The organism is Bacillus sp. N5-665 (assembly GCF_022637375.2).
Lineage (GTDB): Bacteria > Bacillota > Bacilli > Bacillales > Bacillaceae_G > Bacillus_A > Bacillus_A wiedmannii.
In genome coordinates this window covers 1,301,527-1,323,207 of sequence record NZ_CP093325.1, presented here as the reverse complement: position 1 = coordinate 1,323,207, position 21,681 = coordinate 1,301,527, and the positions used below count along the sequence as shown (strand labels likewise).

Below are 21,681 nucleotides of genomic sequence, written 5' to 3'. Positions count from 1 at the left end.
TGATTCTCTAACCTATTTCGTTTACTTTGAAACGACTCAAAAACATTTCTAGTTTTTTCTAAGTCAGATGTCAGACATCTGATACTGATATCATAACATGTTTACGCTTTCTTTTTAATACATTTTCGTAGAATTTCTCATTTTCTTCACACTTCTATTGTAATCCATTATGCAAATAAGTGCTAATTATTTTATGATTTATTTCTTCATATAAAGTGAAACTTTGATTAGCAGGAGTTTAGTTCTTCTCCACTGATTATTAGCCCTCATCAATTGGATGTTTACAGAATAAAAATAAAAAGCAGCTCTAAAGAGCTACTTTTTATTTTACTTCTACTGTTTCTTCTTTATGTTCATGTAGTTCGCCTTTTTTAACATGAACTTTCACTTTGTAAGAACCGTTTTCTTTGAAAGTATGTTTCGTTTCATACTCTCCTTTATTTCCTTCTTTCGCTGGAATAAATTCGTGTTTTTCAACACCATCTTTCCAAATCTCAAGTTGTACTTCAGCACCAGTTAACGCTTCTTCTTTTTGTTTTAAATGAACTTTCATAGTTGATTCAGCATTTGCTTTTATATCACCAGCCATAAGATGGATCATTGTATCGCTTTTATGATCGCCATGCCCTGCACCGTGATCACTATTTTCTTTTTTCGCATCTTCTACTTTCGCATTTCCTACAGCCACTTTTACTTCTGGCATAACATGCATTTCACGTGCATTTGTGTGAGCGATAATATGGTATACTCCATCCGTCTCGAACGTTTTCTCTACTGCATAAACACCTTTTCCTTTATGCTTCCCATCTAACATCTCGTGATTTTCGTCGCCATCTTTCCAAATTTCAAACTTTACATCATCAGCATCTGTTACTTTTTCTTTTCCTTGTGTAACAAGTGCTTGTACTTCTGTTTTTTCACCAGGTTTAATTTCTTTCGGATTTGTTTGAACTGCTACTTTTACAGCTTCTAGTTTCTGTTCTTTTTTCGGTTCTTCTTTGTTTGTATTACAGCCAGCCAATGCTAGCATCGCGATAAATAAAGTCATAATAAGTTTTTTCATCATCATTTCCTCCTTCATATCTTATTTAGTATAGAGGAAATACATTGTAATATTCTAGTCTTCTGCTGAAAACAATGTACGAAATGTTTGTGAAGTTTTTGTGAAGTACTATAGCCTTTTGAATCTATGAAAAAAGAGCATAGTAACTATGCTCTCGGATGAAACTGTTTATATACATCTTTTAATCTAGCTTTTGAAACATGCGTATAAATTTGCGTCGTTGAAATATCTGCATGTCCTAGCATTTCTTGCACAGCACGCAAGTCTGCTCCATTTTCTAATAAATGCGTAGCAAAAGAATGGCGCAACGTATGCGGTGTAAGCTCTTTTTCAATATTTGCTTCTTTCGCCAATCGTTTTAAAATTTTCCAAAATCCTTGTCTTGATAATCGATTCCCATGATGGTTTAAAAAGAGTGCATCTACTACTTTTTTACCCATCAATTCTCTTCTTCCCTTTTCAATATACTTTTGAATCGCTTCCGTCGCTAAACTTCCTAGTGGAATAATTCTTTCTTTATTCCCTTTCCCTATGCAACGAACAAATCCCATCGTTAAATGTACATCTTCTAAATTTAAGGCAATTAATTCCGAAACACGAAGTCCTGTTGCATAAAGTAACTCTAGCATCGCTTTGTCACGAACCCCAAAAGCACTCGTCATTTTTGGCGTCTGAAGTAACGCCTCTACTTCATCGATTGATAGTACTTTCGGTAATTTCCGTTCTCCTTGCGGCGTTTCAATATGTACGGATGGGTCGTGCTCTACCGCTCGTTCACGAAGTAAGAATTGGTGAAACGAACGAATCGATGCAATATGACGTGCTAATGTTTTCGAAGATTTTCCGTTTTCTTTTAAGTGCTGCAGAAAATTAACAATGTGCAAGCGTGTCACTTCATGAAAGCTTTTCGCCTGTTCTACATTTTGCAAATACTTTACATAACTTTTTAAATCACGTTCATAAGATACTACTGTATTTTTCGCTAGCCCTTTTTCGACAACCATATAATGAATAAAATCTTTTAATTGATCTTCCAATCTACACTACTCCCCATTTTCATAGAAAAACATCATTCTATTTACGAAAGCATCCTTTGCCGGCTCTTCATTCCCTGATACTTTTTCTACAGTCTCTTCTTTTGGTTTTTCATAACGATGATAACTTTCATATTCTTCATTTATCCATAGTATAGCGAAATAAAACAAAATCGTACAACTTGTAAATAATAAAAATACTTTTATCCCATCAAAAGTTAATTTTAAAGCTCGGCGCATTGTAAATTCCTCCAAAATATAAGTTATTACAACATATGCCAAGCTTTCACCAATTTATACCTTATTCAAATAAAAAACCTCTTCCTAGATAAATAGGAAAAGGTTATTTTTCATCCGTTTCATTTTCTTGACAATTTTTACAAATCCCATGGAATGTTAAACGATGATCTTTCACCTTAAAGCTCCAGTCACGTTCTACTTTCCTTTCCACTTCACCAAGTAAATCTTCTTGTATTTCTTGTACAGCACCACATTGTGTACAAATCAAATGATGGTGAAAACGCTGCGCACCTTCTTGGCGTAAGTCATAGCGTGAAACACCGTCTCCGAAGTTAATCTTATCGACAACTTTTAACTCAGATAATAGTTCTAAAGTTCGATAGACGGTTGCTAATCCGATCTCTGGCGACTTTTCTTTTACAAGGAGGTAAACATCTTCTGCGCTTAAATGATCTTCTTCATTTTCTAGCAGCACACGAACTGTTGCTTCACGTTGCGGTGTTAATTTGTAGCTCGCTGCATGTAATTGCTTCTTAATTCGTTCAATTCTTTCTTCCATTCGGTACTACTCCCTCCTCGCCACTCTTACACCATTATATCAGAAGAAGGGCTTCTGTCAAAAGAAAAACAATAAAAACAAATTGATAATTATTCTCAAAAAGTATTTATTGTTTATTAATAGCCTCAACGACTTCTTTCATTAAAACTGGTGATGCATAAGCTTCTACACTAGAAGCAAGAGCTAACACCGCTCCAATTACAAGAAAGAAGCATGTATAACGAATTAATAATGGTAATAATGGCTCGGTTATTTTCCTGATAAATTGATGCCTAATCATGCGTAAGGAAAAGCTTGCGGCAATTGTTGTCATAACGAGAAATACTGGAATAATAATGAGGTTTTGTGGCAATACAGAAACGAATGATAATAATAATCCATTCCATCCATGCTGACTGACTAAAAAACCTACTGTAAATCCGACAACTACTCCTTTTACAAATAATAAAATAAAAATAAGTGGCAATCCAATAATTGAAATCCCCAAAATCCAAATAAATCCAATGTATTTTAATTGCGAAAAGTAACTTTCTCGAAACATTTCGCTCGCAATAGCAAATTCTCCTTTAGAAACTTGTCCAAAAAAACGTTGTAAATAAAATGATAAATCTTGTTTTTGATTTAATTGTAAACTATTTACAAGAATGGCCCCAAATATTACTCCCATCAATAATAAAACAGCGTTAAATATATATAATGAAGAGTTTTCCTGTATGTGAGACATTACACGGTCTTGCCAAGTTTTTCTCCACATTTTTCTTCCCTCCGTTCACACTCTTACTAAAAATGTATGAAAGAAAGAAAAAAGTATGACGAATTAACATTGAAATTCCGCTCTACTTTGCTAAACTAAAAAGTAGAGAATAGGAGGGATTTCTCTTGAAACCATTATTATTAGATTTTCCAACATTATTTCAAACTGAACGCTTACAAGTTCGTAAGCCATTTCCAGGTGATGGTGCAGAAGTGTATGAAGCAATCCAAGCTTCTCTAGAAGACTTAGTACCGTGGATGTCAATTAACGCTGAAACAGAAGAAAGTGCTGAAGAAATCGTTCGTAACGCTCACGGGCAGTTTTTACTTCGTGAAACACTTGATTTTCACTTATACGATAAAGTATCTGGTACATTCATCGGAGCTATAACGCTCAAGCCTGAAAACTGGGATATTCCAAAGTTTTCACTTCACTTCTGGCTGCATAGCGCTTATACAAAACAAGGCTATATGACTGAAGCCATTAAAGGTGCCATTCAATTTGCCTTTGATAAGCTAAGTGCTAGAAGAATTGAAATTCGTACTGATGCAACAAATGCAAATGCATGTAACCTAGCAGAACGTTTAGAATTTATTCTAGAAGGTACAATGGAAAATGATTTCATAGCACCAGATGGTAGCTTACGTGATGCACGCGTATACGCAAAAATCAATTAAAAAACACTCGCCTTTGGCGAGTGTTTATTTTTGTAGTTGTAAGTATTGTACTGCAAACATCGTCTTCGCATCATGAATACGAAGATCTTTCATAAGAATAATCGCTTCTTCTAACGATACTTCCATCAATTCCACGAATTCATCTTCATCTAACTCGGCTTTATTTTCTTTTTTCGTCAAACCTGTCGCTTTATATACATATAAAATTTCATCTGCAAATCCTGGAGATGTATAGAAAGAAGTAATAAGCTCCATATTTTCACATACATATCCTGTTTCCTCTTCTAATTCACGAACTGCTGTCACCTCAGGTTTTTCACCAGGTTCTAACTTGCCGGCCGGAATTTCTATAATCGCCTTTTCAAGCGCTTTACGATACTGCTCAACAAGCACAATTTTCCCCTCATCAGTAATAGCAATAATAGCAACTGCACCAGGGTGATTTACAATTTCACGTTTACTCATTGCTCCATTTGGTAATACTACATCATCAACACGAACTTTTATAACTCTACCATCAAAAATCGGCTCAGTTTTTACTGTTCTCTCTGCAAGATTACTCATACTACTTCATCTCCCTGTTCTATTTCCTATTCTTTCCTCATACATTTTACCACATTGAAAGGAGCGTGATAGAAATGAAAGTTTATATTTTACCAAATCGCGTCACTTTAGTCGGAAAAGCATGGCAAATCCGCCATAAACTAAAACAATATGGCAAAGAGTATACAACTGTACAAGAGTGGATTACAGCAAATAAAAAGTAAACGTTTGTCAACCTCTTTTTCCTTTCGTACAATAAAGGTAAGGAGGTTGACCTATGAAAAAACGTCAATTAGGAAACTCAGATTTGTTTGTTATAGAAATGGGCCTTGGCTGCATGTCTCTCGGTACATCTGAAACAGAAGCTATGCGTATTATCGATGAAGCAATCGATTTAGGAATCAATTTTTTTGATACAGCGGATTTATATGATTATGGATTAAACGAAGAATTTGTTGGAAAAGCCTTAAAAGGGAAACGAGACCAAATTGTTCTTACAACAAAAGTTGGAAATCGATGGACAGAAGAAAAAAACGGGTGGTCTTGGGATCCTTCTAAAAATTACATAAAGGCTGAAGTGAAAGAAAGTTTACGTAGACTTCAAACTGATTATATTGATCTTTATCAACTTCACGGCGGGACGATTGAAGATCCAATAGATGAAACAATTGAAGCCTTTGAAGAATTAAAAAAAGAAGGTATTATTCGCCATTACGGTATTTCTTCTATACGTCCAAACGTTATCCGTGAATATGCTAAACGTTCAAATATCGTTAGTGTGCTAATGGAATATAGCCTTTTAAATCGTCGCCCTGAAGAATGGTTCCCACTTCTAAGTGAACATCAAATTAGCATTATTGCTCGTGGGCCACTTGCAAAAGGAATTTTAACTGACAATAATGCAAGAAAGATAGAAAGAGTAAAAGAAAAGAATTACCTTTCTTATTCTTACGATGAATTATATGCGACACTCGCGAATGTAAAAGAAATAATCGGAGAAAGCTCTTTAACAGGAACAGCTATTCAATATTGCTTACATAACGAAACTGTTGCAGCTGTTATACCTGGTGCAAGCTCTATCCAACAATTGAAAGAAAATGCCCAGGCTAGTAAACAAACACAGTTAACAACAGCTCAATATATACAACTTCAGCAAATTGCTAAATGTGATACTTACGCTTTACATCGTTAAAAAGACGCTACCATACTGGTAGCGTCTTTTTATAGCGTATCATATTTATCCGGATTCGTTCCTACATGTAAATTACGATTTAACGTATTAATTTGAGTCATCTCTTCTTCTGTTAGTGAAAAATCAAAGATAGAAAAATTCTCCTTAATGCGAGATGGTGTAACAGATTTAGGAATCGTCACTACCCCGCTCTGAATATCCCATCTTAATATAACTTGCGCAGGTGTTTTTTCATATTTCGTAGCAATGGCCTGAATAATCGGGTTCTCGAATACTTCCCCGCCTCTCATTAATGGGCTCCATGCTTCCATTTGAATTTGCTCACCTTGACAGAAATTACGCAATTCAAATTGCGCTAACATCGGATGAAGTTCCACTTGGTTAACCATCGGCTTCACTTTACAATTTGGTAATAACAGTTCTAAATGATGTTTATGAAAATTTGAAACACCAATCGAGCGCACTTTACCTTCTTCATACAGTTTTTCTAGCGCTCGGTACGTATCGACATACTTCCCTCTAATTGGCCAATGTATTAAATATAAATCTACATAGTCCATTTGTAATTTCTTTAAGCTTTTTTCAAACGCCTCAAGTGTTTCCTCGTATCCTTGATCGTCGTTCCAAACTTTTGTTGTAATAAATATGTCTTCTCTTGGAATTCCTGATTCACGAACCGCTTCTCCGACACCGCTTTCATTTTCATATACAGTTGCTGTATCAATCGAACGGTATCCAACCTCTAACGCTGTTTTTACTGCTTGTTTTACTTCGTCGCCTTCTTTCGCTTTATAAACGCCTAGACCAATCATCGGCATTTTTACGCCATTATGAAGTGTAGTTGTTGGAATGTGCACAGTCGTCTCCCTTTCATTCTTACATTTTTTATAAGCCACCACTTTATTTCAACAAGATTCAACCAAAAAGTCAAAACATATGTACAGTTTACATAATAATTTTATACACTAAAACGCAAACTCAATTATTCATATTTCCTTCTCTCCATTCTTTCGCTTTTTCATCAACACTACGTACAAACTCATTTTTTCCTTCCGTATATAACGTGCCATCATATGTATATTTTTCGGCTAATTCTTTCTTTAAGGTTGCATATGCCTCTGCTTCTTCACAATGAGCCATCATATAATCACGAAACGCTAAATGCCTTACTATCTCAGGATTTCCTTTTTCAAAAACGTGTAAGTGATACGAGCGTTTTTCCTCCGTTCCATGAATAAAATAACGACGTCTTGAAATACCATTTTCCCCTTTTACGATGTAACCAAGCTCTTCAAAACGTTCATTCCAATGATCTACTCTGTCGATACTCTCTACTTCCATAATCATATCTATAATTGGTTTAGCTGCCAGTCCTGGCACTGATGTACTTCCAATATGATGGACTTTCACCATTTCTGGCATCGCCGATTTTAATCGTTCAGCCTCTATTTGAAATTTTTCGTTCCAATGATTTTCATGCGGAACGACTACAATTTTTCTCATTTTACACTCCCCTTTTCTTACAAGCTCGTCAAAAAAATGATCAGCGGTATGCACTGATCATTTTTTTATATTATTTAAAGTCTTTCCAAGTAAGGCTACTTTCACTTAACAGTTCTTCAAATGATTTATTCTTTTCACGTTCTTTTTGTTCTTGGCGCTTTCTTTCCAGTTCAGCTGCCTCTTTTTTCTCTTCTCTCACTTGCAATTCTTTCTTCTTATTCTTTAATTGCTGCATGAGTGAATCATTTAATTGATCGCCTAATGTAAGCGACTCTTTCTCTGGTCTATTCACTTGCGATTGTCTTTGCATTTGTCTTTGTTTCTTTTTCTTCATGCTACTCACCTTTTACTTTTTTCTCCATTATAGTAGATACACAATGAAGTCGACAATAAAAAAGGTTCTTTACTCTATTATTCACCTTTTGTAAATATGTTAATTTTTCGAAAAAACTAAATTTTTATATAGATATAATCCTATGAATCTATTAAAATTATGTCGTATGATGTCAGATTATAAAAAAAAGGAGAAATGAATTATGTGGAAAAAAATCATTCCTGCTGTTGCCGTTTTAAGCACCATAACTTTTTCAAGCGTATTTGCCGCTCCCCCATCCCAGATTCCAGCTGAACAAAACCGCTACGTAGACGTACAAATGCTTGGTATTAATGATTTCCATGGACAACTAGATACTGTTAAAAAAATTAATAACAAAGAAGCTGGTGGCGCTGATTACTTAGCTACTTATTTAAAAGAACGTAAAAAGCAAAACCCTAATACACTTCTCGTACATGCTGGCGATATTGTCGGAGCTAGTCCACCTGTTTCAGCGTTGTTACAAGATGAACCAACGATTGAATTTTTAAATGACTTAAAATTCGATGTTGGTACAATTGGAAACCATGAATTTGATGAAGGTATCGATGAAATGAAACGCCTCATTTACGGTGGATATCACGAGAAAACAGGTAATTTCAAAGGTGCTAACTTCCCTTATGTCGCTGCTAACTTCTATAACAAATCAACTGGTCGCTTATTTTTACCACCATTTACTGTAAAAATGGTAGATGGTGTTCCTGTAGGATTCATTGGCGTTGTTACAACTGATACTCCAAATGTCGTGATGCCTACTATGCTTAAAAATGTACAGATCACTGACGAAGTAGAAGCAATTAATAAATCAGCGCAACAATTAAAGCGTCTCGGTGTTAAATCCATCGTCGTCCTTGCCCATGTCGGCGGAACAACTGATGAGTCTGGCGTGACAAATGGAGACCTTACTCGAATTGCAAATGAAACAGACTCGGAAGTTGATGTTATTTTCGGTGGACATAGTCACACGTATGTAAATGGTACTGTAAATAATAAACTAATCGTCCAAGCGAACTCTTATGGAACAGCTTTCTCAGACGTAGATGTAACAATTGATCGTAAAACAAAAGATATTGTAAAGAAAAAAGCTGAAGTGATTACAACATATCATGAAGGTGTGGAACCTGATAAACAAGTAAAACAAAAAATAGATCAATATAAAGAAACAATCGCACCACTTGTAAATGAAGTTGTAGGAAAATCTACAGCACCTATCGACCGTAAACAAAATGATGCTGGTGAATCTACTCTTGGGAATGTAATTGCCGACGCACAGCGTCAAACGATGCAAGCTCAAATCGCACTTATGAATCCTGGTGGCATTCGTAATGACTTAGATGCTGGCGATATTACTTGGGGCGAATTATATGGCGTTCAGCCTTTTGGAAACCAATTGATTAAAGTAGATTTAACAGGTCAAGATATTCGCGACATTTTAAATCAACAATGGCAAAAAGGAACAACGAGAATGCTTCAAATTTCAGGTATTCAATATACGTGGGATGCAAATAAACCAAGCGGTGAAAAGGTTACGAATATACGCTTAACAAATGGCGAAGAGTTATCTCCATCTAAAACGTATAGCGTAGTTGCGAATGCTTTCTTAGCTTCTGGCGGTGACGGATTCGTATCATTTAAAAATGGAAAGAATTCAGAAACTGGTCCAAACGACTTTGAAGCGCTAGTCAATTATGTAAAACAATTAAAAGAACCAATTCAGCCAGTTATTGATGGAAGAATTCAAAAGGTAAATTAAGTATTTCCCTAATATGCGATCCAGATTTTTATTGTAAAGGATACGCACTTATACTTAATCCACAATATTAGTAAAACCTAAAAAGGATACTCGTTCTTACAATGAACATAGTATCCTTTTCTTTAGTTATCAAAATGTGATGTTTTGTTAACATCATATTGTTGTAAAAATTGTTGTAACGCCTCTTCTACAAGTTTAGATTTTCGAATTCCTTTCGCTTCTGATATAACGTCTAGTTTTGCTAATATTTCTTTATTAATAGAAAAGGTACGTTTCTTTTTTTCTGTACTTATACTCATAGTGGGCACAATTACTTCTTCTCTCTTTCTTAATAACTCATAAATACTTTGTAATTGCTCATAAATTAATAATTGATAATCCGTTGTCGCATATTGAAGGGCTGTCGCTTCTTGGAGTTGTAAGTGACGCGGTTCTTCTCCATCTCCTACAAAAATACGTTTCTTCTGTTCTCCATCATATTCATATCCAATCAATCTTAATTTCTTTGATAATGTATATGGGCTTATTTCAAGACGTTTTGCTATAATAGCGATGGATTCACGTCTATTTAAGCAATCTATAATTTCTCCAATCGTCACAATTTCCCTCCTCCCGTGTTGAAATGACACTAGTATGGTATGTTACAATGATTTTCTAACAGTATATGCAAAACGAATAGCCTGTGCGATTCATACGATTTCAGAAAAGGAGGTTTTCCATATGCTTTTTCGTAGCTATACCCCACAGTTTTATAATGAAAATAAACAACTCATTCCTAATAGTATTGCTACGATGGAAGGCGTTATGATTCATAATCGAAAACAAACTCTCCTTATGCGCGGGCAAAACATAGAGCAGCCAATTTTATTATGCTGTCATGGCGGACCTGGCATGGCACAAATTGGATTTATTCGTCATTTTCAAAAAGAATTGGAGAAACAATTCATCGTTATTAATTGGGATCAGCGCGGGGCAGGTAAATCCTTTTCAATGAAAGATTTCGGAGCAAATTTTACAATCGAACAATTCGTTTCCGATGCAAAAGAAGTGATTCAATATGTACTTAAAAAGTTCAATAAACAGAAACTATTTCTCGCTGGTCATTCTTGGGGAAGCATTATTGGGCTTAACATAGCACATCAATATCCACAGTATATCGAGGCTTACATCGGTATTGGGCAGATTGTACATATGAAACAAAACGAAGAATTGCTATATCAGCATTTAATTCGTTCTGCAAAAAAACATAATCATAAAAAAGCATTAGCGTCCCTTTTAAAATTAGGCAAACCACCATTTTTAGATACGAGACGCCTTATTATTCAAAGAAAGTGGCTTGGCACATTCGGCGGAGCAATCCAAAACGGATCTTCCTTTTCTTTCATACGAAAAGGCTTCTTTTCCCCTGAATATACGCTATTAGATTGGTTCAAGTTTCTCGCAGGAAATTTAAAATCTGGCGTTTTATGGGAAGAAATGTTGACAATCGATTTCTTTTCTTCTATTTCAAGCTTATCTATTCCGATTTATTTTTGTTCTGGTCGCTATGATTATCAAACTCCTTATGCTCTCGTTCAGGAATATTGTGATGTGATAGAAGCCCCCATAAAAAAAATGATTTGGTTCCCAAATTCAGCACATTCTCCTGATTTAGAAGAACCAGAATTATTCGCCAATTCTTTACAATCAATTAAACAAGAGCTAGCTTTTCAGCATTAGTAACAAAAGGCTCTTTTACATTTCATAGAAAACAATTTATAATAATATGTCGCAACTATGTATAAATATAGCAAAGTGCTTCATATTTACTTGCCTTAGCACAATAAAATTTTAGGGAGATTACATTTATTATGAATGCTGTACTCGTCGCAGTAGCAGTTATGCTATTGCTTAGTTTGTTACGTGTCCAGGTCATTGTCGCCATCATTGTTGGAGCTTTAACAGGCGGAATTATCGGTGGACTCGGTATTTCAGAAACTATTAACACTTTTACAACTGGCCTTGGAAACAGTGCTCCAATCGCTTTAAGTTATGCAATGCTTGGCGGTTTCGCTATTTCCCTTTCCAAAACAGGACTTCCAGATGCCATGATTCAAACTGCACTAAAATGGATTGGCAATGAACAAGACACGAAAAAACAAGTTTATTCTAAAATACTTATTTTATTCATCATTTTAACGATGGCTTGTTTCTCACAAAATGTGATTCCTGTTCATATCGCTTTCATCCCCATCCTAATTCCAGCACTTTTAAAAGTATTAAATGAGCTGAAAGTGGATCGCAGACTTGTTACATGTATTATTACATTCGGATTGATTACTCCTTATATGTGGATTCCAGCAGGGTTCGGAAAAATTTTTCATGACGTATTGCAAACAAATGCTGCGCAAAGTGGTCTTACATTTGATGTCGCACTTATTCCAAAAGCAATGACTATTCCAGCAATCGGTATGATTATTGGATTATGTGTAGCGGTATTCATTACGTACCGGAAACCTCGTACGTATGAAACAGAACAAGTTCATACTACCGCAAATGAAATCGTTCCCTATACAAAACGTAGCATTACTTTCGGATTGTTATCTATCATAGCCACATTAACTGTTCAATTAGCAACAGAATCAATGATTTTCGGTGCTTTAGCGGGGATTATCGTCTTATCAGTAAGTGGTAGTCTACCTCTTAAAGAAGCAGATGCGATATTAACAAGCGGAATGCGCATGATGTCCTTTATCGGTTTTGTTATGATCGCTGCCGCTGGATTTGGCGCTGTTCTTCGAAAAACAGGACATGTTGAATCTCTTGTGCAAACGAGTGCACATATAATTGGAAATAACAAACCACTCGCTGCATTTCTTATGCTTGTGATTGGACTTCTCGTTACGATGGGAATTGGTTCATCCTTTTCAACCATCCCTATTTTAACAACAATTTTTGTGCCTCTTTGCATGCAGCTTGGATTTAGTCCAATGGCCACAATTGCAATTATCGGTACAGCTGGAGCGCTAGGCGATGCGGGATCTCCAGCATCAGATAGTACACTTGGGCCAACATCCGGTTTAAATGCTGATGGTCAACACCATCATATATGGGATACATGTGTACCAACTTTTCTGCATTATAATATACCGTTACTTATATTCGGCTTTATTGCCGCAATTACATTATAAAAGGTGCGTTTTATACGCACCTTTTACTTTTTTATTTTTTCTTTTAATTGTTGTAAAGCTATTTTCCCATTTTTTTCGGTGCAACTTTCAATTTTCATGAGTGACGGGCCTATCCATTCACTGTCTATGCTCCCGTTCGGTCCGATAATTTTCAACTTATCCGGTATACGGATATTTAAATTTTTCGCTGCTTGAATTAACTCAAAAGTAACCTTTTCACTTGAAGTTACAATTCCATCTATATACGGGTAAGTTTGCAAGAATGTAATAAACTGTTTATTCGTATACCCTTGTACACATACTTCTCGATAAGAGATCCCTTCATCCCAAACAGCGTCTAAAAATCCTGATATGTGCTCTTCCATTTCTTCACTATCTTCTCCCTCATCGAAATAAGCAAGAAATTGACAGCCTTTTTCTTTTAATAAAGAAACCGTTCTTTGTCCACTTTCATAATAATTTGCATGGGATTTTTTTTCATCAATCACAACAAACGGAAGTGGAATTTCTCCTATACTTTTAAAAACGGATCTTGTTAAAATAACACCTGCAACGTTATTTCCCTTCAACATATGTATGTATCTATCTTTATTCTCTATATTACAAACAATGATTTGATATCCTTCTTTATATGCTATTTCCTCAATACAATGTAGCAAAGTGATGTTTGATGGTTCATATAGATTATCTACAAGTAATGCAATTATCGTTGAATTCTCTTTAAATAATGGCTTTGCTGCACTATTTGGCCTATAACGTAATTCCTCAATTGCTTCCTTTACTTGTTTTACTGTGTCCTCATGAACGTATCCTTTTTCATTAATAACTCGTGAAACGGTTGCGACTGAAACACCTGCCAATTTTGCAACATCACGTATAGTTGCCACATCGTCACCCCTTAATATGGTAATAGATTACAATTTTACGGTAACCTAAATTACAATATTCGTCAAGGTTACTAACTTATATTTCTGAAAATTGTTACATCAATTTATTAAACGATACTCCAACTGTATTTCATGTAAAATTTGGATATTATCATATCCGATACGCGGAATTTCTTTCTTTATTTTTCGTGCCTCTTCCACTGCATTCACATATAAATTAGTCATCACAAAATTACGTTTTTGGTAAAAACGTAACGCATTCATATTATCATTTGTTGTTATGAGCCAAACCCGCCCACACCGTTTTTCTTCTGCAACTTGTAATACACAATCTACAAGTTTCGTCCCTATTCCTTTTCTTTCTTCAAAGCTATCTAACGATACAATTTCACACATATTTCCGGTCACTTCATACGTTATAATTCCGATTATTCTGTCATCCGAGAGCGCAACAAATCCTGGCAACTCTTCTAACTGATGCCCCTTACCACGTGAAACCATCAATGAACTCCCCCAGTTCTCACACATGAACATTCGGATTGTTTCTTTCATCGCTGGCGTAATTTTTTGTATATACACCATTTCCTATTTCTCCCCTTTTCTATCATTGTGATACAATGTAAGTGTATCACATGTAACGGTATTTGGAGGATGAGGTAAAGTATGAAACGTTTTTTTGCAGCATTGTTTACTATACTAGGTGCGATAACTGCCCTTGGGATTTTCTTTACAAATAAAGTGATGTACTTAAAGAAAAAAACAGAGGAAGAAGTACTCGAAAGAGAAACGAAAAAACATTTTCGTATAGAGGATTTTGATGCTCTTCATAAAGAAGAAATTCATATTCCTTCGCAATTCGGATATGATCTTCACGGCTATTACATTCCTGCTGGTCATTCCAATAAGTTTATGATCTTTTGTCACGGCGTAACTGTAAATAAAATGAACTCTGTAAAATATGCAAGGTTATTTTTAAACAGAGGGTATAATGTCGTTATTTATGATCATCGTCGTCATGGTAAAACTGGCGGAAAAACAACAAGCTATGGATACTATGAAAAACATGATTTAAAATCTGTAGTTGACTGGCTAAAAAGTCGCTTTGGAACAAATATAACACTCGGTATTCATGGTGAATCTATGGGAGCTGCAACACTTCTTCAATACGCAGGACTTGTAGAAGATGGTGCTGATTTCTATATTGCAGATTGTCCTTTTTCTGATTTCTACGGACAATTACAACACCGTTTAAAGGTTGAATTCCATTTACCTAAATGGCCCTTATTGCCTTTAGCAAATGCTTTTTTAAAAGTGCGTGACGGTTATACGATTCGCGAAGTTTCACCAATCGATTGTATAAAAAATATTAACAATCCCGTCCTCTTTATTCATAGTAAAGATGATGATTATATTTTAGCTGATATGACGAAAGCACTATATGAAGCAAAAGGAAACAATAAACAACTTTATATTGCAGAACGCGGTGCACACGCTTGCTCTTATAACGAAAATAAAGAAGAGTATGAAGCAGCCGTTGATCAATTTTTAAACTCATATGTAAAAGAAACAAAAAACAGGCTTGCATAAGCCTGTTTTTTTATTGCGCTAAAACGTCTGTAACTTGTTCCATGTTTTCAGAAATCCATTGCATTGCATCGTCTAACGTTGGAAATTCTGTCGTTTGAAATGTTACTTCATCTTGAAGTAACCAAACATCCTTTGCCTCTTGCCCTACACCTGCAATGGACCAATGTAACAAACTATATGGATGATTATCATTCAAAAATGATGCCCACGTGCGCTCATTTGCAATGTTTCGTAATGTATGTAATTGTTTATCCATCTCTCGTCACCTTACTCTAGTCAGTTATGAAAACTATTATAACACTCTCTTCTTTCTCAAACAAAGTGCTCTTTTTACCCCGCATTAACGGGCAGTAAAACTCCCACCTCAAAACTCAGCTAAAACAAAGAAGTTAGGTGGGAGATTAACTGCCCCTAAAAGCCCGATTGGTTCAACTAATAATTAGTGGGGGATACCTCCCCACTAATTAAAGTTTCACTTTATATTGTCAAGTACTTCTCTTAATTATATGATGAAATTAAGCGTTTGGGAAGGAGGGATAGCGTTGGCGAAAGTACAAATTAAAGTAAATGATAATGGCTCTTTTCGTGTTACAGGGGACGTGGAATTAGTCGATTCACAAGGGAATGTATTCCCAGCAAAACCGGCATTTTCTTTATGCCGTTGTGGTTTATCAAAAAATATGCCTTATTGCGATGCTTCGCATAAAGGGAAATTCGAGTCTGTTGTTAGAGCACCAGAGGCAGAATAATTTCACATGTGACATGCACATTTTTTTGTGCATGTTTTTTCTTTTCATTAACTCTCGTCCCCCCTTTTCCTTACAACATTCCTCATACTTTTGTCCTCATTCCAACTTACATATATTTTCACACAATTCTTCACATTCGAATATTTTTTACTAGCCTTTTGTCTTTTTTGTGCTATAATTTGAGCAAACAACATCCTTCGGGGTCGGGTGAAATTCCCAACCGGCGGTGATGAAGTGCAAACTTCTAAGTCCGTGACCCGTTTTCAACACGAAAACGGTGGATCTAGTGAAACTCTAGGGCCGACAGTATAGTCTGGATGGGAGAAGGATATGTTTTCTAGTAATTTTATATAGCGAATACACTTTTATTTCAGTATGCATATTTTTAAAGTTTCATTTTGAATCTTTATATATGTTTTATTTTGTATACTTATGTTTCTATACTGGAATAAAAAGATACGACTAGCGTTTGAAAAATTTGATATTTTGCTAGTTTTTTTCCTTATGCCAAAATATCAATCATCGTTAGGTTTCTTTCCTATACTTTCGTATTCGAACTATATTTCTAGAAATCACGTCTCCCAAACCCCAAGGATATAAAATCCTTGGGGTTTTTTGATTTTTTCAGGAGAGGTGAAGAAAATGACAGATCAAGAATATATGAGGATTGCCCTGCAGTTAGCAGAAGGAACATCCGGACAAACAAGTCCAAATCCTATGGTTGGTGCTGTTGTTGTAAAAGATGGAAACATCGTCGGTATTGGCGCTCATTTACGTGCAGGTGAAGAACACGCAGAAGTTCACGCTCTTCATATGGCTGGTGAAAAAGCAAAAGGAGCTACCGTTTATGTAACACTTGAACCGTGTAGCCATTTTGGAAAAACACCACCTTGTTGTGAATTGCTCATCAAAAAAGGAGTCAAACGGGTTGTAATTGCTACTCTTGATTGCAATCCTCTCGTTTCTGGTACTGGAAAAAGGAGATTAGAAGAAGCTGGCATCGAAGTAACTACCGGTGTTATTGAAACAGAAGCCACCTTATTAAATCGTTTCTTTTTTCACTACATGAGAACGAAACGTCCATTTGTAACAATAAAAACAGCGATGAGCTTAGATGGAAAAACAGCAACTGTCACTGGTGAAAGTAAGTGGATTACAGGTGAAGAAGCACGAGCTGATGTTCACCAATATCGCCATACACATGATGCGATTCTCGTTGGAGTAAATACAGTTATAGCTGATAATCCGCATTTAACGACAAGAATTCCTAACGGGGGTAAACATCCTATACGCGTCATTTTAGATACCCATTTACGAACACCACCATCTTCTCATGTCATAACAGATGGTTTAGCACCGACATGGATTTTTGTCGGTAAGGATGTAAATAAAGAGAAAATAGCTTCTTATGAATCTGAAAATATAGCTATATTCCAAATGAAAACAAAACATATAGAAATCAAGGACCTCCTTTTCTTTCTTGGAGAGAAGCAAATTCTTTCTCTATTCGTTGAAGGTGGTCAAACAGTTCATGCAAGCTTCTTACAAACAAAGCATCTCAATGAAATTGTAACTTATATAAGCCCCAAATTAATTGGCGGGAAAGATGCCCCTACTTTATTTGGTGGAAATGGTTTCGCAGCATTGCAAGATGCACTTTCCTTGGAAATTCAAGAGATGAAACAAGTTGGTGATGATATAAAAATCGTTGCGAATGCCCGAAGTGAGGTGACGGAATGTTTACAGGAATTATAGAAGAATTAGGAACGATTGCAAACATGCAACAAAGCGGAGAAGCGATGAAGTTAACGATCCATGCGAATAAAATTTTATCAGATGTTCACTTAGGTGATAGTATCGCGGTTAACGGTATTTGCTTAACTGTAACGAGTTTCACAACAACTTCATTCACAGTGGACGCAATGCCTGAAACGATGCAATCAACATCACTTCGCATGCTTAAACCACGCTCTAAAGTAAATTTAGAGCGGGCGATGGCTGCAAACGGACGATTCGGTGGACATTTCGTTTCAGGACATATTGATGGCATCGGAACGATATTAAACAAAAAACAACACTATAATGCCGTCTATTACAAAATAGCTATTGCTGATGAATTGCTGCGCTATTGTTTGCATAAAGGATCCGTTGCTGTTGATGGAACGAGTTTAACGATATTTGATATAGACGAATCTTCCATCACAATCTCACTCATCCCGCACACAGTAAGTGAATCTGTTATCGGAGAAAAGAATGCCGGTGACATAGTAAACATTGAGTGTGACATGATCGGTAAATATATCGAACGCTTTATTTCCAAACCTGTAAAACGAACAGGTTCAATGAGCGAAAGCTTTTTACAAGAAAACGGATTTCTATAAGGGGGAAGCATTATGTTTCATCGTATTGAAGAAGCTCTAGAAGATTTAAAACAAGGAAAAGTCGTTATCGTATGCGATGATGAAAACCGTGAAAATGAAGGCGACTTTATCGCTTTAGCAGAGTATATTACGCCAGAAACGATTAACTTTATGATTACACATGGGCGTGGTCTCGTTTGTGTACCGATTACGGAAGGGTACGCAGAGCGTCTACAATTAGAACCAATGGTAGCTCATAATACAGATTCGCATCATACTGCATTTACAGTGAGCATTGATCATGTTTCTACAACAACAGGGATTAGCGCTCACGAACGGGCGACTACGATACAAGAATTGTTAAACCCTGCATCAAAAGGTGCTGATTTCAATCGTCCTGGACATATCTTTCCATTAATCGCGAAAGAAGGCGGTGTACTGCGCCGTGCTGGTCATACAGAGGCTGCCGTCGATTTAGCACAGCTTTGCGGAGCAGAACCAGCTGGAGTCATTTGTGAGATTATCAATGAGGACGGTACGATGGCTCGCGTACCTGATTTACTACAGTGCGCAAAACAATTTGATATAAAAATGATTACAATAGAAGATTTAATTGCTTATCGCCGCCACCATGAAACATTAGTGACGAGAGAAGTGGAAATTACATTACCTACAGATTTCGGTACTTTCCATGCAATTGGCTATTCTAATTCATTAGATACGAAAGAGCATATCGCACTCGTAAAAGGTGATATTTCAACAGGAGAGCCTGTACTTGTACGCGTTCATTCAGAGTGCTTAACAGGAGATGTATTTGGCTCATGCCGCTGTGATTGTGGACCACAACTCCATGCTGCACTTGCTCAAATTGAACGTGAAGGAAAAGGCGTTCTTCTTTATATGAGACAAGAAGGACGAGGCATCGGCCTTCTTAATAAGCTTCGCGCTTATAAGTTACAAGAAGAAGGATTCGATACGGTAGAAGCAAACGAAAAACTTGGATTCCCAGCTGATTTGCGTGATTACGGTATTGGCGCTCAAATTTTAAAAGATTTAGGTTTACAACAGTTACGATTATTAACGAATAACCCGCGAAAAATTGCTGGCTTACAAGGTTACGATTTAGAAGTAATCGAGCGTGTTCCATTGCAAATGCCAACAAAAGAAGAGAATAAAACGTATTTACAAACGAAAGTAAACAAATTAGGACATTTACTAAACTTATAATAAAAGGAGAGATTCATTATGGTATTCGAAGGTCATTTAGTTGGTACAGGATTAAAAGTTGGGGTTGTTGTTGGACGTTTTAATGAATTTATTACAAGTAAGTTACTCGGCGGAGCTTTAGATGGATTAAAGCGTCACGGTGTAGAAGAAACTGATATCGATGTTGCTTGGGTTCCTGGCGCATTTGAAATTCCTTTAATCGCTAAAAAGATGGCTAATAGCGGGAAGTATGATGCTGTTATTACGTTAGGTACTGTAATTCGTGGTGCTACAACACATTACGATTACGTTTGTAATGAAGTAGCAAAAGGAGTTGCATCTTTATCCCTACAAACAGACATCCCAGTTATTTTCGGTGTATTAACGACTGAAACGATCGAGCAGGCGATTGAACGCGCGGGCACGAAAGCTGGTAATAAAGGCTATGAATCCGCCGTTGCTGCGATTGAAATGGCTCATTTATCAAAACAATGGGCATAAAAAATAAAAAAGAGGCTGCGGCCTCTTTTTTATTTTTTTACTTTTTTCCGTACATCTTTTATTAATTCATCCATTGTTTTTCCTTCTGTTTGTATACGAAGCGTTTGTGCTGTTCTCCATACATTCTCTCTTTTCTTCGCTTCTTCTATAATAGTAATTTCTTTTCGCACTTCCTTTAAGTCTTTTCCTTCTGTTTTCAATCCAAAATGTTCAGCTTTCGTTCGAAAATGTTGTTCAATTCGTTGTTGCATCTCTTTTTGTTCAGGATTTTCGGCGGCCTTAACTGGATCAGCACTTATTGCTTTTAGTAAAATTAGACAAGTCATAATCGCTAATATATATTTGTGCATGTAAAATCCTCCAACCCAATATAAATTACATATTTACTATGTACAATTGGGGCTTGGAAAATTCGTCCACCAAAATTCTTTTTTTCGCTCAAAAACCAATAGTATCAAGCTTTCACAACTATTTATTACATTTTATTTACAAAAAAAGCAAACTCTTTTACAAGTTTGCTTTTTATCTATCTTATAATGCACATTCTTCAATCTCAAACCCTAAATCTTCAATCATACCCCAGTCTGCAGTCGGTTCTTGTCCAGCTGTCGTTAAGTAATCTCCAACAAAAATAGAGTTTGCTGCAAATAAACCGATTGGCTGTACAGAACGTAAATTGATTTCACGTCCCCCTGAAATGCGAATTTCTTTCGTTGGGTTTACAAAACGCATCATCGCCAGCACTTTTAAACATTCTACCGGCGTTAATTCTTTTTGTCCTTCAAGCGGCGTACCCTTTACAGCAACAAGGAAATTACATGGAATTGAATCTGCGTCTATACGTTGTAATTCAAATGCAATTTCAGCACGTTCTTCTATTGTCTCCCCCATTCCAAAAATTGCCCCAGAGCATGGTGAAATGCCCGCTTGTTTTGCTTTTTGAACTGTATCAACACGATCGTCATACGTATGAGTGGAGCAAATGCTTTCGTAATTATTTGCATGTGTATTTAAGTTGTGGTTATAACGATGTACACCCGCGTCTGCTAAACGTCCTGCTTGATCTTCGTTTAAGAAACCTAAACAACAACAAATCTTTAAATCTGTCGTTTCACGAATCTCCTTAACTGCTCCAATTACGTGATTCACCTCTTTATCCGTCGGACGACGACCAGATGCCACAATACAATATGTACCTGCTTTACGGCGAATTGCTTCGTGTGCTCCTTCTACAATCTTTTCCTGCGTTAGCCATGCATATTTATCAATCGGCGCCTCTGAAATAATAGACTGTGAACAATATCCGCAATCTTCAGGACATAATCCAGATTTCGTATTAATAATCATATTCAATTTTACTTTCTTACCAAAGTGATGATGGCGAATGATGTAAGCTGCATTCATAATTTCTAACACTTCTGTATCATCAGCTTCTAATATCGCAATTGCATCCTCTTTCGTAATCATTTTCTCTTCTACTACGTCATGTGCAAGTTTTTTCCAATCCCTTTTTGTTTGTACTTGTTTCAT

27 protein-coding genes and 1 riboswitch are annotated in these 21,681 nt (G+C 36.2%); of the genes, 12 read left to right on the top strand and 15 right to left on the bottom strand.

All coding sequences use genetic code 11. The features are described 5' to 3' along the window. Positions 1–322: 322 nt before the first annotated feature. The 5 genes from MNO09_RS09340 to spoIIM all read right to left on the bottom strand — a co-directional run bounded on the left by MNO09_RS09340 (position 323) and on the right by spoIIM (position 3,620). Positions 323–1,063, bottom strand: coding sequence for a FixH family protein (locus MNO09_RS09340; RefSeq protein ID WP_000733672.1), 741 nt, complete (start codon positions 1,061–1,063; stop codon positions 323–325). A gap of 146 nt (positions 1,064–1,209) precedes the next feature. After that, positions 1,210–2,100 carry a site-specific tyrosine recombinase XerD gene (xerD, locus tag MNO09_RS09335; protein ID WP_000390083.1) on the bottom strand — a complete coding sequence of 297 codons (891 nt, stop codon included), beginning with the start codon at positions 2,098–2,100 and terminating at the stop codon, positions 1,210–1,212. A 6-nt stretch (positions 2,101–2,106) separates the two neighbouring features. Then, on the bottom strand, positions 2,107–2,337 hold the full coding sequence (locus MNO09_RS09330) for a YqzK family protein (protein ID WP_001250432.1): 231 nt from the start codon (positions 2,335–2,337) through the stop codon (positions 2,107–2,109). A gap of 103 nt (positions 2,338–2,440) precedes the next feature. Continuing rightward, a complete protein-coding gene (gene fur / locus MNO09_RS09325; protein WP_000392657.1) occupies positions 2,441–2,896 on the bottom strand; it encodes a ferric iron uptake transcriptional regulator in 456 nt (151 codons plus the stop codon). 106 nt (positions 2,897–3,002) lie between these two features. Next, positions 3,003–3,620, bottom strand: coding sequence for a stage II sporulation protein M (spoIIM, locus tag MNO09_RS09320; protein ID WP_240515220.1), 618 nt, complete (start codon positions 3,618–3,620; stop codon positions 3,003–3,005). A 155-nt stretch (positions 3,621–3,775) separates the two neighbouring features. Between spoIIM and MNO09_RS09315 the strand changes: the two genes are divergently transcribed. Then, on the top strand, positions 3,776–4,327 hold the full coding sequence (locus tag MNO09_RS09315) for a GNAT family N-acetyltransferase (RefSeq protein ID WP_088107356.1): 552 nt from the start codon (positions 3,776–3,778) through the stop codon (positions 4,325–4,327). A gap of 24 nt (positions 4,328–4,351) precedes the next feature. Here MNO09_RS09315 and MNO09_RS09310 read toward each other — a convergent pair whose 3' ends face one another. Beyond that, on the bottom strand, positions 4,352–4,891 hold the full coding sequence (locus MNO09_RS09310) for an NUDIX domain-containing protein (RefSeq protein ID WP_000067040.1): 540 nt from the start codon (positions 4,889–4,891) through the stop codon (positions 4,352–4,354). 74 nt (positions 4,892–4,965) lie between these two features. Here MNO09_RS09310 and mciZ point away from each other — a divergent pair, with 74 nt between their 5' ends. Then, the gene (gene mciZ, locus MNO09_RS09305) at positions 4,966–5,094 is read left to right on the top strand and encodes a Z-ring formation inhibitor MciZ (protein ID WP_000870295.1); all 129 of its coding nucleotides are present in this window, start codon (positions 4,966–4,968) and stop codon (positions 5,092–5,094) included. A gap of 53 nt (positions 5,095–5,147) precedes the next feature. Then, positions 5,148–6,062, top strand: a complete 915-nt coding sequence (gene lolS / locus MNO09_RS09300) for an aldo/keto reductase (protein WP_241950114.1) — start codon at positions 5,148–5,150, stop codon at positions 6,060–6,062. A gap of 29 nt (positions 6,063–6,091) precedes the next feature. On the opposite strand, the gene MNO09_RS09295 is transcribed toward lolS, so the two are convergent. The 3 genes from MNO09_RS09295 to MNO09_RS09285 form a co-directional block, all read right to left on the bottom strand. After that, positions 6,092–6,919, bottom strand: coding sequence for an aldo/keto reductase (locus MNO09_RS09295; protein WP_000548002.1), 828 nt, complete (start codon positions 6,917–6,919; stop codon positions 6,092–6,094). A gap of 121 nt (positions 6,920–7,040) precedes the next feature. After that, positions 7,041–7,565, bottom strand: a complete 525-nt coding sequence (locus MNO09_RS09290; RefSeq protein WP_001227181.1) for a GrpB family protein — start codon at positions 7,563–7,565, stop codon at positions 7,041–7,043. 70 nt (positions 7,566–7,635) lie between these two features. Continuing rightward, positions 7,636–7,899, bottom strand: a complete 264-nt coding sequence (locus tag MNO09_RS09285) for a YqkE family protein (protein WP_000727565.1) — start codon at positions 7,897–7,899, stop codon at positions 7,636–7,638. Positions 7,900–8,101: 202 nt separating this feature from the next. Between MNO09_RS09285 and MNO09_RS09280 the strand changes: the two genes are divergently transcribed. Next, positions 8,102–9,691, top strand: a complete 1,590-nt coding sequence (locus tag MNO09_RS09280; RefSeq protein WP_000265544.1) for a bifunctional metallophosphatase/5'-nucleotidase — start codon at positions 8,102–8,104, stop codon at positions 9,689–9,691. A gap of 122 nt (positions 9,692–9,813) precedes the next feature. Here the strand turns inward: MNO09_RS09280 and MNO09_RS09275 are convergent, their stop codons facing one another. After that, complete coding sequence (locus tag MNO09_RS09275; protein WP_000151919.1) at positions 9,814–10,290, bottom strand: ribbon-helix-helix domain-containing protein; 477 nt, start codon at positions 10,288–10,290, stop codon at positions 9,814–9,816. Positions 10,291–10,411: 121 nt separating this feature from the next. On the opposite strand from MNO09_RS09275, the gene MNO09_RS09270 reads away from it, so the two are divergent. Then, a complete protein-coding gene (locus MNO09_RS09270) occupies positions 10,412–11,410 on the top strand; it encodes an alpha/beta hydrolase (protein WP_241950113.1) in 999 nt (332 codons plus the stop codon). 131 nt (positions 11,411–11,541) lie between these two features. Then, entirely contained in the window at positions 11,542–12,861 is a 1,320-nt protein-coding gene (locus MNO09_RS09265; protein WP_000994824.1) for a Na+/H+ antiporter family protein, read from the top strand. Between the two features lie 23 nt (positions 12,862–12,884). Here MNO09_RS09265 and MNO09_RS09260 read toward each other — a convergent pair whose 3' ends face one another. Further along, on the bottom strand, positions 12,885–13,748 hold the full coding sequence (locus tag MNO09_RS09260) for a LacI family DNA-binding transcriptional regulator (RefSeq protein WP_000201359.1): 864 nt from the start codon (positions 13,746–13,748) through the stop codon (positions 12,885–12,887). A 99-nt stretch (positions 13,749–13,847) separates the two neighbouring features. Then, the gene (locus MNO09_RS09255) at positions 13,848–14,330 is read right to left on the bottom strand and encodes a GNAT family N-acetyltransferase (RefSeq protein ID WP_000262552.1); all 483 of its coding nucleotides are present in this window, start codon (positions 14,328–14,330) and stop codon (positions 13,848–13,850) included. 81 nt (positions 14,331–14,411) lie between these two features. Between MNO09_RS09255 and MNO09_RS09250 the strand changes: the two genes are divergently transcribed. Further along, positions 14,412–15,335 (top strand): alpha/beta hydrolase, encoded by a 924-nt coding sequence (locus tag MNO09_RS09250; protein WP_000819227.1) that lies wholly within the window; start codon positions 14,412–14,414, stop codon positions 15,333–15,335. A gap of 10 nt (positions 15,336–15,345) precedes the next feature. On the opposite strand, the gene MNO09_RS09245 is transcribed toward MNO09_RS09250, so the two are convergent. Beyond that, positions 15,346–15,591, bottom strand: a complete 246-nt coding sequence (locus tag MNO09_RS09245) for a DUF2552 family protein (RefSeq protein WP_000360793.1) — start codon at positions 15,589–15,591, stop codon at positions 15,346–15,348. A gap of 286 nt (positions 15,592–15,877) precedes the next feature. On the opposite strand from MNO09_RS09245, the gene MNO09_RS09240 reads away from it, so the two are divergent. From MNO09_RS09240 to ribH, 5 genes are all read left to right on the top strand, one after another. Further along, complete coding sequence (locus MNO09_RS09240) at positions 15,878–16,084, top strand: CDGSH iron-sulfur domain-containing protein (protein ID WP_001151582.1); 207 nt, start codon at positions 15,878–15,880, stop codon at positions 16,082–16,084. 189 nt (positions 16,085–16,273) lie between these two features. Beyond that, positions 16,274–16,417, top strand: a riboswitch (FMN riboswitch). Between the two features lie 309 nt (positions 16,418–16,726). Next, on the top strand, positions 16,727–17,839 hold the full coding sequence (gene ribD, locus MNO09_RS09235) for a bifunctional diaminohydroxyphosphoribosylaminopyrimidine deaminase/5-amino-6-(5-phosphoribosylamino)uracil reductase RibD (RefSeq protein WP_000131967.1): 1,113 nt from the start codon (positions 16,727–16,729) through the stop codon (positions 17,837–17,839). Beyond that, a complete protein-coding gene (gene ribE / locus MNO09_RS09230) occupies positions 17,821–18,465 on the top strand; it encodes a riboflavin synthase subunit alpha (RefSeq protein ID WP_000493850.1) in 645 nt (214 codons plus the stop codon). The genes ribD and ribE overlap by 19 nt, the downstream gene beginning before the upstream one ends. A 12-nt stretch (positions 18,466–18,477) precedes the next feature. After that, positions 18,478–19,671, top strand: a complete 1,194-nt coding sequence (gene ribBA, locus MNO09_RS09225) for a bifunctional 3,4-dihydroxy-2-butanone 4-phosphate synthase/GTP cyclohydrolase II (RefSeq protein ID WP_000468992.1) — start codon at positions 18,478–18,480, stop codon at positions 19,669–19,671. Positions 19,672–19,689: 18 nt separating this feature from the next. Then, complete coding sequence (gene ribH, locus MNO09_RS09220) at positions 19,690–20,151, top strand: 6,7-dimethyl-8-ribityllumazine synthase (protein ID WP_000230900.1); 462 nt, start codon at positions 19,690–19,692, stop codon at positions 20,149–20,151. A 29-nt stretch (positions 20,152–20,180) separates the two neighbouring features. Here ribH and MNO09_RS09215 read toward each other — a convergent pair whose 3' ends face one another. Both MNO09_RS09215 and bioB read right to left on the bottom strand, forming a co-directional pair. Then, positions 20,181–20,501 (bottom strand): hypothetical protein, encoded by a 321-nt coding sequence (locus tag MNO09_RS09215; RefSeq protein ID WP_000549778.1) that lies wholly within the window; start codon positions 20,499–20,501, stop codon positions 20,181–20,183. Positions 20,502–20,682: 181 nt separating this feature from the next. Continuing rightward, positions 20,683–21,681 (bottom strand): biotin synthase, encoded by a 999-nt coding sequence (gene bioB, locus MNO09_RS09210; protein ID WP_000815837.1) that lies wholly within the window; start codon positions 21,679–21,681, stop codon positions 20,683–20,685.